This window comes from Streptomyces sp. NBC_00358 (assembly GCF_036099295.1).
Taxonomy (GTDB): Bacteria; Actinomycetota; Actinomycetes; order Streptomycetales; family Streptomycetaceae; genus Streptomyces.
Map to the genome: position 1 here is coordinate 12,711 of NZ_CP107976.1, position 13,993 is coordinate 26,703.

Consider the following 13,993-nt stretch of genomic DNA (forward strand, 5'->3'; position numbering starts at 1 on the left):
ACGGGAAAGCAAAGTCCCCTACCCGGAAACGTGATCGAAAGTGGACAGAGTTGAATTGATCATGCCATTCACTCCCCTTCATGGCTGCTAGGTTCACGACGGCTCCGGACCTGACCATCCGGAGTCATGCATGAACAACGGGAGGAAAACATGCGCAAGTTGGCAGTCGGCGCAATAGCCGCAGGCCTGTTCGCCGTCAGCGCGGGGACGGCGGCCGCCGTCTCGTGGCACACCATTCCGACGCTGTCCACCGGTGGCGGTTCGTTCACCAGCGGCCAGTACACCTTCTGGCCCTCGAACCAGAACCACGGCGCCTTCGAGTGGGCGGGCAACCTGAACGACACCGACAACGGTGACGGTCACAACGTCTACATTCAGGTCCGTGTCGAGGGCTACGACTGGAGCCGCTACAACGGCACGCAGAAGCACAGCGTCCCGCTCGACAAGCTGAACTGGGACGGCGCCGCTCTGCACACCGACGACGCCTACATCCGCGTCTGCCGTGACAAGGGCTCGCTCAACCCTGACAACTGCTCGTCGACGAAGCACTACCAGAGGTAGTCGGCACTTCGGCACGGCCGCGGGCCCAGGGGCACATCCCCCTGGGCCCGCACGCTTCTTTGGGGAAGCCATCAGCACGTCAGACATCATCTCGGCCGTCGGAGTCGACCTCTCCTACGGCAGCCAACAGGCCGTCCGCGACGCCCACCTCTCGGTCACCCCGGGTGAGGTCGTGGCCATCACGGGGCAGAGCGGCTCCGGCAAGTCCTCACTTCTCTACTGCCTGGCCGGGGTGCTGCCCACCACCCGCGGCCAGGTGCGCTTCGAGGGGCGCTCGCTCGGTGACCTCTCCGACGAAGAGATCAGCGCCCTGCGCCGGGAACGTTTCGGGTTCGTCTTCCAGTACGGCGAACTGCTGCCGGAACTGACCATCGAGGAGAACACCGCGCTGCCACTGCGCCTGACCGGACAGCGCAAGCAGCCCGCCCTCGCCAGAGCGGGTGAAGTGCTGGGGCGGCTCGGCCTCGGCGAGCTGCGTCACCGTCGGCCCTCACAGGTCTCGGGCGGACAGAGCCAGCGCGTCGCGGTGGCGCGCGCCCTGGTCCACCGGCCCGCGGTCGTGTTCGCGGACGAGCCGACGGGCTCCCTGGACAGCGCCAACGCCTCCGCCGTGCTGAAGGAGTTCCTCGGGCTGGCCCGCTCCCAGGGAACCGCCGTCATTCTGGTGACGCACGACCACGGGGTGGCCGCACAGGCCGACACCCGTTACACGATGGCGGACGGAATACTCACGCCGCGAGGTGCGGCGTGACCGAATTCCTGCTCGGCCTGCGGCTGCTCCTCGGCGCAGGCCGCGGCAACCGCACACGTTTCTTCCTGATGGCGGCCGGCGGCTCCATCGGTGTCTGCTGCCTCGCCCTCGTCCTCACCGTTCCGGCGATCCTGCACGCCCACGACGGCCGGGCCGCGGCACGGCAGCCCGTCACCTCCTCCAAAGGGCCTGCGGACGGCACGCTCGTCGTCGAGCGCTCCGACGCGTACGGATCCAGGCCGTTCACCCGCGTGTTCATCGCCCGGGGCACCGAGGGAACGCGGTCGGCCCCACCCGGTCTGCCCCGGCTCCCCGGCCCCGGTGAGGTGTTCGTCTCGCCGCGGGTCCACGACCTCCTGCGCGAGGCACCCGCCGTCAAGGGGCTGCTGCCGGGACGGGAGCAGGGAACCATCGCCGGGGCGGGGCTCGCGCACCCGGACGAGCTGTACGCGTACATCGGCACCACGCGCGGCCGTATCGCCCACGAGGGCCGGACCCTGAAGGGGTTCGGGTACGACTACGCCCCGTCCCCCGCCGTGGAACCGTCCACGTTGACGGACGTGCGCTTCGCTCTGGCCACCTTGGTTCTGCTGCCCCTGGGAATCTTCCTCACCGTCTGCGCGCGTCTCTCCGCCGCCAGCCGTATGCGGCGCCTGGCGGCGCTGCGCCTGCTGGGCCTCAGCGTCAAGGGCACCCAGCGGGTGAACGCGGCGGAGACCGTGATGGCCGCACTGCTCGGCGCGGTGCTCGGCCTCGGGGAGTACTGGGTCCTCAACCAGGTGATGTCCAGGACGGGACTGCCCGCGCTGCGGTGGTATCCGGACGACGGTGCCCTGTCCGCGACCACGGTCGCCGTGTGTCTGATCGGCTGCCCGGCGCTGGCCTGGTTCGTCGGCCGCAAGAGTGCGCGGGAAGCCGCCGCCAACCCACTGGCGGTACGCCGCACCGCGCTCCCGCGACCGCCGTCCAAGTGGGGCGCTCTCCTCCTTGTCGCCGGTATGGGCATCGTGTCCGGCTTCTGCGTCAGCGGTGTGCTCGGACACCCGGCGTCGAGTGTGGGCGTGAACGCGCTGCTCGTGGTCGGCGGCGTCGTACTGACCGGAGTCGGGCTCGTGCTCACGCTCCCGTTGATCTCGTACGTTCTCGCCCGACGGGTGGCGGCCTCCACCCAGTCCCTCACGCTCAACCTGGCGATGCGACGCAATGAGGCCGAGCCCGGAAGCACGATGAGGGTCGTCACCGGTCTCGTGCTCCTCGTCTACGCCGCCTCGCTCGCCCAGGGTGTTCTCATCCAGCTGGAACAGGTCAGTCGGCCGTCCGGACCCGTGCAGGACTACTCCCTCTCCCTTTCCGCTCTGACCCCGGACCGGCAGAGGGAACTCGGCGGCCTCGCCGGTGTGCGCGCCCACGCCGTCACGATGAACTCCTGGGTCGATCTCGAGAGGAAGAGCCCCGAGGACGCGTTCGCGTCGTCGGCCACCGCCCTGATCGCCACCTGCGCGCAGCTGGACCGCATGGTCCAGCGTTCCCAGGGCTGCGTGGACGGCAAGGTGATGAGGCTCGTCGACCCCAACTCCAGCGTCGGATCCGACGTGAAGCCGGGCACGCCCTTCCGGTTCCGCCTCTCGGGGAGCGGGACCGGGCACCTGGACATCGGCTTTCCCGCCGACGGGATCGTCTACAGCGGGTACTCCGCGTCCGCCGTGGGCAACGCCGTGCTCCTCGTCCCGCCGACGGCACTGCCCCCACACGCCCGGCCCCGTGACGCCGAGCTCGTACTGACCAGCAGCTCGGAGCCCGGCCAGGTCCGCAAGGTCCTCGACGGCATCGGTGCGATCGCCCCGGTCGCCGAGGTGGAGCTGGTCGGACTGAACGTCCAGGGACTCGAACAGATATCGGTCGTCGAAACCCTGCTGGCCCTAGGCATGATCATGGGGTTGGTCATCGGTGTGGCTGCGTTCCTGGTGTCCGTGACCGACCGCGCGGTCGAGCGCCGTGCGCAGGTCACCGCCGTCACCCTGATCGGTGCCCGGGCACGGACCATGCGGGCCGTGCAGTGCCTCCAGGTGGTGCTGCCGCTCAGTCTCGGTCTCGCCCTGGCGGTCGTCACCGGGAAGCTCGCCGAGTCCAGCTACCTGATCACCGGTGGCGGAGCGATCCGCTGGGATGTCGCCGGCATCCCCCTGCTGTCCTTGGCGGTGGCGGGAGTGGTGGCGGCCGCGGCAGCGGGCTCACTGCCGCTGGCCGGCCGCCGGATCGATCCGGAGCTGATCCGCCGCGACTGACGAACCGGTTCGACACGGCCGAGGGGCTGTCCGAAGCCGGGTCCTGGCTTCGGACAGCCCCTCGGTGTCGAGCGAGGAGTCCGGCCGACGCGGACCCGGCGAGCCGCTCGCCGCCCGTCCGGATCCGCCGTCCTCTCCGCCCCCCGTGCGCGACCTGGCAGGATGAGGAGGAGTTGCGAGGGACACCAAGGGGAGCGGAAGCAGTCGATGGTCAGGGGTGACGACACGGTCGTACTGAGGGACGTTCTCGACATCAAGAAGGACACGTTCGGTCAGCCGATCCATCTGGAGCTGTGCAAAATCTGCGATGCGAACCAGCCTGCGGCCGCGGCACTCATCCGCTTTTTCACCGAGGGCGGGGGTGTGTCAATTTAACGGCCCTGTCTCGCTTTCGGTGGTGACGGAGAGTCGTGAGGGTCGTTGGCATTCACGTGAAGGATGTCAACGAGCTTGTGCAGACGGTGTTTTCGGGTCTTTCCCCGCTGGTCATCGAGGATGTGGTCGACGAAGGTCAGCGGATCGTGGTGCGGGCACGGACTCCGCGGGACACTGCGGTCTGCCCGGTGTGCGAGGCCCCGTCGGAACGCGTGCACGGCTATCACTGGCGGACAGTCGCGGACGTGCCGGTCGATGAACGACGGGTGATGGTCCGTGTGCGGGTGCGGCGTCTGGTGTGTCCCACGCGCGGCTGCCGCCACACCTTCCGCGAACAGGTGCCCGGCGTCCTGGACCGGTACCAGCGGCGTACGACCCGCCTGACCAGGCAAGTAAAGGCCGTGGTCAAGGAGTTAGCGGGCCGGGCCGGGGCACGTCTGCTGGCGATATTGGCGGTGAGCCTGTCGCGTCACACGGCCCTGCGCGCCCTGCTGCGGATCCCGTTGCCCACCGGGCGGGTGCCCCGCGTGATCGGCGTCGACGACTTCGCACTGGGTCGGAGGCACCGCTACGCCACCGTGATCATCGATGCCGAGACTCACGAGCGGATCGACGTGCTGCCCGGCCGCACGGCCGACACCCTGGAGGCGTGGCTGCGCGAGCATCCAGGCATCGAGATCGTGTGCCGTGACGGCTCGGCGACCTACGCTGAGGCGATCCGGCGCGCCCTGCCTGACGCAGTGCAGGTCGCGGACCGGTGGCATGTGTGGCACAACCTGTGCGAAGCCGCTCTGAGCGAGGTCAAGGCGCACAGCGCCTGCTGGGCCACCGTGCTGGACGCGCCGATCTACGACGGGCCCCGCGCCCAGACCACCCTGGAACGCTGGCACCAGGTCCACGGGCTGCTCGCCCAAGGCGTCGGCTTGCTCGAATGCGCCCGCCGTCTCCAACTGGCCCTGAACACCGTCAAACGCTACGCCCGCACTGATCGGCCCGAGCGCCTGCTCCGCGTCCCCAAGTACCGCGCCAGCCTCGTCGATCCCTACCGCGAGCACCTGCGCAAACGCCGAGCCGATGACCCCGGTGCCCCCGTCAAGCACCTCTTCGAAGAGATCAAAGCCCTCGGCTTCACGGGCTGCCTGAACCTCCTGCACAAGTACATCAACCAGGGCCGCGCGGACGCCGACCGCAGCCATATCTCCCCGCGCAGGCTCGCCCGGATGCTGCTGACCAGGCCCGACAATCTCAAGGCCGAGCAGCACGAGCTCCTGGCCAAGCTCACCACCGCCTGCCCCGAGATGACTCAACTGGCTACGGATATCAGGGACTTCGCCCCACTCCTTACGCCGCGCGCCGGCAACGCCGACGCGCTCACGCGCTGGATCGCCCAAGTCCGAGCAGCCGACCTGCCCCATCTACATTCCTTCACCCGGGGCCTGGACCGGGATGTCGACGCCGTGATCGCCGGGCTCACGCTTCCGTACAGCAACGGCCCCACCGAGGGCGTCAACACCAAGACCAAACGGATCGCACGCCAGATGCACGGACGAGCAGGCTTCACCCTGCTTCGGCACCGCATCCTCCTCGGATAGCAGCACGCCCCGTCACCACCGAAAGCGAGACAGGGCCGTTAGATTTACACTCCCGTGTCCGGGGGGCGCGGGCCCGGACACCGTCCGGCGGGGCGCACCCTGCGCCTCCGCCCCTGCTCCTCACGGCAGCCAACCTAAGCACTTCCGACACACGCCCCAGTTGGCGTCGTTCGCCAGACGGAGCGCTCAGCCTCGAGGCAACCCGACCAGCCACGAAAAGGGCTTCACGGGCTACATCTGGTCTGGGCATGATTCCCACCGTGCATGTGGACGGGGAACATCGCGGGCAGGGACGGTACACGCTGACGGACACGGAAAGCGGCCGGGTCTGGGGCGTCTGCGCCGAGGTGGAGGGACTGTTCAGGGAACCCCGGCGCGGGACGTACGAACTGTTCGGCTGGGTGCCGGACGAGGCCGAGGTGCGCGGCTGGGTCGGCAGCCGGGTGTGGCCGGTGCCGGAGGACAGGACGCTCGATGCCTGGCTGCTGGAGGATGCGGAGAGCCTTGGACGGTCCCCGGGGACGGACGGTCTCGTGCTCACGGGTGTGGACGACTGCCTGGGGCCGCCCGAGGGGCACCGGGCTCCTGTCCGGCTGCACGACGGGTACCGGTGGCTGGGCTCCTGCCGGGAGTTCGCCCGCCTCCTGGCGCCCGAGGACGCATCGCCCCCGCTCGTCCTGCGGGGGCTCGCCCCGGGGGATCGGCTACGGCGGGCACTGGCGACGGGCACCCGTCGCGCGCTGGATCTGGAGGAGGCGTGGCTGGAGATACGGGACGACAGCGGCGAGCCGCTCACCGACCGGTTGCTGCGGCCCAAGGTCCGCACGTGGCGCCCGTCCTCCTGCGGGACGGACCTCATCGATCTGGAACTCGGCACAGAGCTCGCACCCGTACCGGGACACGCCCGGCCCGTCTGGGAACGCTGGTTCGCCGGCCCGCCGGAGGCCCCTGGCGCCTGGGCCGAGCTCGAGACCCGGCAGCGCGGGGCCTGGCTCGATCTCGTCCGGGAGCGGGGCTGCCGGATCAAGCACCAGGACCGGCCCGCCAGATACACGTACGAGCTGGACGGCCGCCACATCACCGACGAACCGAGCCTCTACCTGGCACTCGGCGAGGCCGTCAACGGGCCGGGCGGCTACTTCGGCGGCTGCCTGGACGCCCTCGTGGACTGCCTGCGCGGCAACTTCGCCTACACCGCCCCCGCAACCCTGCTCTGGCGGGACGCCGCGACCGCCCGCGAGCACCTGTCCCGCCTCCTGACGCCGGAGGGCGAGCAGTACGACCTGGTCGCCCTGGTACTCGAAGTCCTGACCGAGGGCGGGATGCACGTGACCTGCACGTGAGTTGTGGTTGAGCCTGTGCTGGTATGCCAGAAACGTCGAGCCGGTACACGACGCTGAGAGGCGGGCTGCACCGCCGCCTTCTTCTAGGGCGTGTTTCGAAAGTAGCGTCGTCCGCCCGGAGGGCGGGGCTCGCGGCGTCTGGTGCGGTGCATCGCAAGGCGGAGGGTCGTCCGCGTACTGGGCGTACTCGGGCGATCCCGACAACGCGGCGTGGGGGTCCCCCCTGCTCGAAGAGCTTGGGGGAGTGCCGTGCCAGGCGTCGCGAGCCAGACGGGACTTTCGAAACACGCCCTAGCAGCCGCTCTCCCCAGGCGATCTTCACCGCGTAGAGCGCCGTGTCCGGGCAGCTCGCAGATCGTTGGACCAGAGGTCGCGTACGTGGGAGTGGACCTGATGCGCGAACGTTAAAGGCTCTGGATGCCGCTGCCCGGTCTAGGGTTCTCAGCCGTGGCCCGGCCCGTGTCCGCGCTCTGGCAGGGCCGGGCTGCACCCCCTTCTCGTCGGCCTGCCTCGCTCACGGCCTACTGCCCGATGTGCGTGTCATGCCCGCCCGCGGTCGCCGACCGCTGCCCCGCCTTGGAGAGCTGGCATGAGCGATGGATCCCTGCGCGATGCCTCTGTCGTCGTAGCGCGCGACGAGAACGATCTCGTCGCGCTGTTGAGCACCGACTTCCCCGCCCACGGAGGCGCGTACTTGGCTCGCCTGTCAACGGCCATGGAAGCAGCTATTCGCGCGTTCCGGTCATGTGCCTTCCCCTGACCCTCCCTTACGCTCACGGCGACCAGCACAGCTGTTGCCGAACCGTGCGGGCGGCGGTGCTGGCCGGGACCGGACCTGCTCCTCCGTCAGCAACTCGGGCGCGCGGCCGGGGGCACAGGTCTCGGCCTGACCCGTCCCGAGTCCGGGCGCCGACGCGTGCCTTTCGTCGTGCCGCCGGTTCCGGGCGGCTACGCCGTCGTCTGGCGTCCGGCAGCGTTCGGCGCCGGGATCGCCGTCCTCTCGCTCGGGTCCGCGTGCTGCCGTGCCTTCCCGGTCCGCGGGAGACGGTCGAAACCGTACTGCCCGACGGGCCGCGCGCGGCAAAGTCTGATCGTTTCGTGGACGCCGAGGCCCTCCGGAACAGCTCAGCGCACGGGCGAAGGGGCGTCACAGGCCGGGCCCGAGAGACAGGCACCCCGAGTGGAGGACTCGTAAATGCGTTCACCAGCGACCTTCGCGCTGGCCAGGGCCGCGCAAATGACGAGAACCATCACGAGCTGGGTAATGGCAACCACACGTACCCGACGGACTCCGGCCACAACGGCTGCAATCAGGGCGGCTGCCGCCACGAACATAGCCTTCTGCACGTAGGGACCCGGCGGCGCCCCGGGGGTCTGCGGATTGATCGCCAACCAGTAGGTCAAGATCCAGGACAGCCAGATCAGGGCAAGGGCTAACAGCTCGAAGGCAGCCAAGGCCGCAGACACGGCCACGGCTCGACCAGTACGTTCGGGATCTGTACTCACTCGACCATAGTCACCCCGGCAGGTGCGCAGTGTCATGAGTACCTGTACTCACATCCAGCTCATGACGTCGACGCGCCAGAGCCAGCGTCCGTGAAAAAATCTTCTCTCCGGTCGTGACGGTCGGGGCCTGAGCACGCGTACTCAGGCCCCGACCTGGAGACGGGCCTGTAACTCGGCTTCTTTACGGCAGATACTGCTGCAGCAAGTCGGCGTACAGGCGGACTCCGGCGATCTTCGGGTGGAACGACGCCATGGCGGGCTTGGGTGATGAGGTGTCCACCTGGGAGCGTCCGTTTTCTACGATGCCGTTCACATACTCCGGATCACCGCATACCGCTTTGGTGTCGAACTTGTCGCGCGGGTCGGCGAACACGACGTTGATCCCGTCCTGGGACTTGGCGTCCGAAGCGGCGCCGTTCATCTCCTGGTCCAGCATGTCCGCGACCGAGTTCAGCCAGGGAGCCTCCTCCTCCTTGCCGATTCCCGCCACGCAGTCCTTGGCCCCCGACAGCAGCCTCGGGTAGCCCATGAGAACGATCTTCGCGTTCGGTGCCACATCATGAATCCGCATCAGCACCGCCTCGATGCGTGGCCGGACCTTGTCGTGCAGCCACGTGGGAGCCCAGGTCTTCAGAGGTCCGGTGTCTCCGGCAACATCCTCGCCGGTGATCGGGTCCTTGTTTCCTATCGCTGTGTCCGGGCACTGGTCCGTACCGGCGCCAAGCGCGCATTGGGCGAACACGTCCGAGAACCTGGCGTCGTTGCCGCCGACCGACAGGGTGACCAGGGTGGTGTTCTGGTCGAGATAGCCAGCGTAGAGCTGGGGCACTTCGTGGGACTGCCCGCTGGTGAGGATGTTGTAGGTGCGGGCACCTGAGCAGGCGATGAAGTGGTAGTCCGTCTGGGTGTCGAGGCTGTCGGCCATGGCTCCGATGGACATGCTGGCGCCGGGTAGCGTCGCCTGCCGTGACCAGGCGAGCTTGGATCGGTGGCACTTGTCGATCAGCTCACTGTCCGCATTGTCCATGTGGTCGGTCTCCGGGAAGAAGTCCGTGCCGCCGGACCCGCTTGCGCCCTCGCCCGAAGAGTAGGAGTCGCCCATGGCCACGATAGAGTTCGCGGGCTTGCTGGTGAGGGGCTGGAAGGCCACCGCGTCCCACGCGATGTCCTCGTCCCCCGTTCCGTCCACGGTCGAATTCGACAGGGACACGGTCGGCGTCCCGGTGAAGTGGAACGCCCCGATGCTCACCCAGCCGCCGGCGCGCTGCAGTACGACCCGATCCGGGCTGGTGCTGTCCGAGCCTCCGACGCTGTAGGTGGCTTGGCGGGTCTTGGCACCGGTGTCGGGCAGGTACACCAGGACGCGGGCCCAGTTGAGGTTCTGGTTGAGCGTCCAGGTGCCCTTGATGGTCATGGCACCGCTATCGCCGCCGAGATGGTCCGTGTTGCGGGTGTGCGTGTACCAGTAGTGGCCTTGGTAGCCGCCGCCGACCTGGTGGAGGTCGGCCTTGGCCTCGAACGGGCCGAGGCCCGGACCGGTCGCGACCGGGTCCGCGTTGAAGGCGAACCTGAAGGTTCCGCTTGAGTAGGACTTCCCGCAGCTGCTCCAGGTGTCAGTGGCGTCGGGTACGGAGTCGACCATCCAGGAGCCGTTGGGCCGGTTGTCGTTGGTCGCACCCGAGCAGAGCGGGGTTCCGTACTGCAGGCGGGTGCCGCGGCCGGGCTCACTGACCAGGGTCGCGTACTTGATGTTCTCGAAGCCGCAGGTGGTGGAGCAGTCGGACTTCCAGGTTGTATTGGACTGATGCCACCAGTACTGCTTGTAGCAGTTCACGTCGGGGCAGTTGGGCGGGCTGAACACGCTGCAGTTGTTCTTGGTGTTGCAGAACGTGTCGAGCGGCGGGTTGGCGTGTGCCCGGTTGTATTTCGCGCTGCCCTGATCGACGACCGTCTGGTTGGTGCCGTTCCAGTAGGCGGGGCGGAAGCCGGCGGAGGCGAAGCCGGACTCGCCCGGCCAGTCCTGGCGGCCGGAGGTGGCGTAGGAGTGGCCGGTGTCGATGGACCAGGAGGCCCAGCCCAGCACCTTCTCCTCGTACGGCCAGTCCTGGGGATGCGCGGCGTCCTTGACGGCCGCGGCGTCGAGGTCGGTGTTCATGAAGACTTTGCGGGTGGGCGGGTAGTTGGGGTTGGCGGGGTTGTTGAACCAGCCCAGGCCCCAGTTGGTGTCCGCTCCGGGTTTGTTGAAGCCGAGGTTGTAGTTCCACACGGCGGTGAACCAGTTCTCCGGCTTGGAGGGGTCGTCGTTGTTGGCGGTGACCAGCTGGCCGCTGGTGTGGACCTCGTTCCATTTGTCGGCGAGGATCTTCAGTGAGGCGGCGATGTTGGTGGCGTAGTCGAGCGCCACGGCCTTCTGCAGGGTTGGAGACAGAGCGGTTTCTTTGTGCCCGTTGTCGTCGACCTTCTCGTAGCCCGCCAGGCGCATGCCGTCGGTGACCTGGCCGACTCCGTAGCCGCAGTCGGACTTGTTCCAGTTGATTCTCCAGTGGCCGGCCGACGTGGTTGCTTTGCCGTCATGGCCGTAGAAGCCGTCCACCGCGGCGAGCGGGTTGCCCATCTGCCCGGGGATGGAGCCTTGTTCCGCCTGCCACAGGTTGGACTCCTGAGCCAGGATGCCGAGTTCGACCTGGGCGGGGATGCGGCCGCTGCCGTTGCCGCCGGTCAGGGTCGGGATGGGGAACAGGCCCTGCGGGTCGATCGTGCCGATGCCGGTCTGGGAGCGCCATCCGCCCTGAGTGAGGTAGTTGGAGCGCAGATTGCCCTTGACCGCCATGTCCACAGCCCATTCCACCTGGTTGGGGGTGGGCTGCAGGGCCAGCTGACTGACGTCGTTGCGCGGGACCGAGCACCAGCGGTCGGTGTCCACCGGGTTGTTCTCGATGCCGAGAGATGCCCTCGGCGTCTTGGCGCTGGGGGTGCCAGCCAGTGCCGGGGACAGTTTGGCGCCTCCTGTCGCCGTGCCGGGCTCTGCGGCGATCTGCATGGTGGGTTTCCCGGTCGCCGTCGCGACACCCGTGACGGTGAGGGCATGGCCGATCTCGCCGGGAGCGGGCTCACCCCCCTTGGTGAAGCCCTTGCCCGCGTTTTTGATGTTGTCCAGACCCCTCTGGACGGCATCGGAGAGAACAGGGTTGACGGCGAGTCTGCCCAGGCTGGACACGTCGGCCTCCGCCGGTGCGTCCAGCCGGCTCACCCCACTGCCGGAAAGGTGTGTCCTGCCGGACGGCTCGCCGGTGAGGAACACCCGATCGGCGCCGGCCTGCTTCAGGGCGAGCTGATCCAGCTTGCCGGTGGCCACCGTGGCGACCTTGCCGGCCGTGTACGTCTTGGCGTGCGCCGTGATGTCGCCCGAGCGGTCGAGGAAAGCGATCTTCCCGCCCGGAAGCGAGTGGATGTCGTACGGGACCCGGCTGGTCCTGGCGAGAGTCTTCGCCTTGCCCTTGCGGTCGATGTGCACGAGCCGGTTGCCGAGCGCCGCGATCACACCGTCGCTCACGGGGACCGGAGTGGTGACCTGCCCCTGCGCGACGGTGTCGGCCACGGTACGGCCGTGCGTGTCCACGGTCACCAGTCGTGACTCGTTGTCCCGCTGCGCGGTGAACGCTGCCGTGTGGGTGTCCGGGTTGCAGGTGGGGTCGAAGTAGGCGAGGGATGCGGTGAACGGAAGCTTTTTCACCACTCCCTTGTCGAGATCGACGATCGCTGTGAAGGCTCCGCCGAGCATCATGTCGGGGTGGTTGGTGAACGTGCGTGGGGCGTAGACGACGGCCGCGTAGTCGTGATCGATGACGCACGCGTTGCCGATCCAGGTGTCACCGGGCATACCCGGTTCGCTGAGGACGGCTGCGGTCTTCCAGGCGTACGCAGCCGAGCTGTCGGCGACCAGCAGATGGAGGCCGTCGCTGTCCGCAGCCGCGGTGACGGCCCGGTCGGAAGACGTCTTCCAGTCCGAACCGAGCGTTTCGGCCGGTTTGGTGATTCTGGCGGGGGGTTTGATGCCAGAATCACGCGCCGGGTGTGAGCTTGCCCCAGGGGCGTCTGCGGATTGCCGCTCGAGGCCCGACGCGCTGGACTGGAGAAGTCCGACCAGGAGTCCCCCGGCCGTTAATGCAGTCAGAGATATTCGGGCCTTTTTGCTGTATTTCATAAAATATATCGATTCCCTGTCGAGAGTGGGGCTGATTAGGCGCGGCACCGCCCCGCAGCGCCGGTGACAGCTCGGTCCTTGGAGGTGTTCCAGTTCTTGCCGAGCTTGCTGCCGGGATTGGTGACCTGGGCAGGCGGTCCGGGTGCCGGCTTGGTAGGTGGTGCGGTTGCCGGTTTCGGTTTCGCCTCGGCGGCGAGGCCGGTGTGGCCGTCTGTACGAGTCCGGCGAGGATCGCCATGGCTGCCAAGCCGGCAAAAGCGACATGTGCCTGATGAGCCGATCTGAGTGCCTTCAAGGCTTTGCCCCTTCTTATGCATGCTTTTCGTGCATGACAGGGCAAGCCGCCGCACCACGGGGGCGTCTTCATACGTTGAGACGAACTGCGGGGTGCGGCGGCCGGCTGGAGAAAAGGGCAAGCGATCTACTTTCGGGCGCTCAGAACAGCCCGTGTCCGCTCGATCAACCTTCTGTTGCGGGCCCTCTCCGCCTCCAGTTCACCCCTGTGGGAGGCGATCTGCTTGTGTTGGTAGGCGGTTTCCGCCCTGTACCAGGTGCCGACGAGGTTGCTGGTCTGCTTGCAATCGACATCGTCGGTTGCCATCGACACCTCCGCTTTGCCCGGCTTCAGGCCGGGCAGCTTCGGTGTGGCGAACCGGCCCTCGGCGTCGTCCAGGGTCTTCACCCGGTGACCGTTGCCGGCCATGCACGAGGACCACGTGGCGATGGCGTTCCTGACGGGTGTCTGTTTGATGGTGGCGCCGTAGGACTGTGAGGCGAGGTCTCCCGCCAGGTCGGTCTCGAACAGGACGCCGACCTTCGCGTTCGCCTCGGGGATGCACGTGTCGTTCATCGCCTTGTCCCAGCCCGGAACCGAGGACTCGCTGTCCTCCCTGGCGAGTTCGGCATCCTCCGCAGAGGTGCTGTCGTCATCGGTGCCCGCCTGGGCCGGGGCGAAGCCGTAGATGGTGGCCTCGGTGCGGTCGGTGATGCCGTAGCGGCGCTTCATGTTCATCGCGTCGTACGCGGGACCCGGGTGCAGGCCTGACGGTTCGGGCGCGAACTGGAAACTGAGGCGCCGCATGCATTCCTGCTTCACCAGGTCCCTGGCGTTCTCCCCATCCACAACGTCGGCATAGCCGAGCATGTAGTCCTGGAGCGGGAGCCTCATTCCTTTGGCCAGGCCCCGTTCCACCTGCCGCTTCGGCCAGGTTGCGCGAACTTCAGCATCCGGCAGCGGCATGGCCTGCGCAACCACGTGCCGGCCCTTCCCGCTGCCTGAAACGTGATGCGGAGCGCCGCATGAAGAGACGGACACAGTGGCGGCCGTGACAGCGGCGAAGACGAACGCAGCGGCCCGGACTCTGGGTGTCGACATC

At 67.9% G+C, this 13,993-nt stretch carries 10 protein-coding genes; 7 read left to right on the forward strand and 3 right to left on the reverse strand.

Going from position 1 to position 13,993, the window contains the following annotated elements:
* Positions 1-150 precede the first annotated feature (150 nt).
* The 7 genes from OHT01_RS00070 (at position 151) to OHT01_RS00095 (ending at position 7,667) form a co-directional block, all read left to right on the forward strand.
* Positions 151-561: a hypothetical protein gene (locus OHT01_RS00070; RefSeq protein ID WP_328551012.1), complete on the forward strand. Its 411-nt coding sequence runs from the start codon at positions 151-153 to the stop codon at positions 559-561.
* A gap of 85 nt (positions 562-646) precedes the next feature.
* The gene (locus OHT01_RS00075) at positions 647-1,312 is read left to right on the forward strand and encodes an ABC transporter ATP-binding protein (protein WP_328557976.1); all 666 of its coding nucleotides are present in this window, start codon (positions 647-649) and stop codon (positions 1,310-1,312) included.
* On the forward strand, positions 1,309-3,597 hold the full coding sequence (locus OHT01_RS00080; RefSeq protein ID WP_328551013.1) for an FtsX-like permease family protein: 2,289 nt from the start codon (positions 1,309-1,311) through the stop codon (positions 3,595-3,597). The genes OHT01_RS00075 and OHT01_RS00080 overlap by 4 nt, the downstream gene beginning before the upstream one ends.
* A 207-nt stretch (positions 3,598-3,804) precedes the next feature.
* The gene (locus tag OHT01_RS40065; protein ID WP_443043338.1) at positions 3,805-3,972 is read left to right on the forward strand and encodes a DUF6300 family protein; all 168 of its coding nucleotides are present in this window, start codon (positions 3,805-3,807) and stop codon (positions 3,970-3,972) included.
* Between the two features lie 56 nt (positions 3,973-4,028).
* Positions 4,029-5,564 carry an ISL3 family transposase gene (locus OHT01_RS00085; protein WP_443043339.1) on the forward strand — a complete coding sequence of 512 codons (1,536 nt, stop codon included), beginning with the start codon at positions 4,029-4,031 and terminating at the stop codon, positions 5,562-5,564.
* Between the two features lie 248 nt (positions 5,565-5,812).
* Complete coding sequence (locus OHT01_RS00090; RefSeq protein WP_328551014.1) at positions 5,813-6,907, forward strand: barstar family protein; 1,095 nt, start codon at positions 5,813-5,815, stop codon at positions 6,905-6,907.
* A 589-nt stretch (positions 6,908-7,496) separates the two neighbouring features.
* Complete coding sequence (locus OHT01_RS00095; RefSeq protein ID WP_328551015.1) at positions 7,497-7,667, forward strand: hypothetical protein; 171 nt, start codon at positions 7,497-7,499, stop codon at positions 7,665-7,667.
* A gap of 365 nt (positions 7,668-8,032) precedes the next feature.
* Here OHT01_RS00095 and OHT01_RS00100 read toward each other — a convergent pair whose 3' ends face one another.
* From OHT01_RS00100 to OHT01_RS00110, 3 genes are all read right to left on the reverse strand, one after another.
* Positions 8,033-8,413 (reverse strand): DUF6234 family protein, encoded by a 381-nt coding sequence (locus tag OHT01_RS00100; protein WP_328551016.1) that lies wholly within the window; start codon positions 8,411-8,413, stop codon positions 8,033-8,035.
* Between the two features lie 181 nt (positions 8,414-8,594).
* Positions 8,595-12,293 (reverse strand): SGNH/GDSL hydrolase family protein, encoded by a 3,699-nt coding sequence (locus OHT01_RS00105; protein WP_328551017.1) that lies wholly within the window; start codon positions 12,291-12,293, stop codon positions 8,595-8,597.
* A gap of 745 nt (positions 12,294-13,038) precedes the next feature.
* A complete protein-coding gene (locus OHT01_RS00110) occupies positions 13,039-13,992 on the reverse strand; it encodes a hypothetical protein (protein WP_328551018.1) in 954 nt (317 codons plus the stop codon).
* Between the last annotated feature and the right edge of the window lies 1 nt (position 13,993).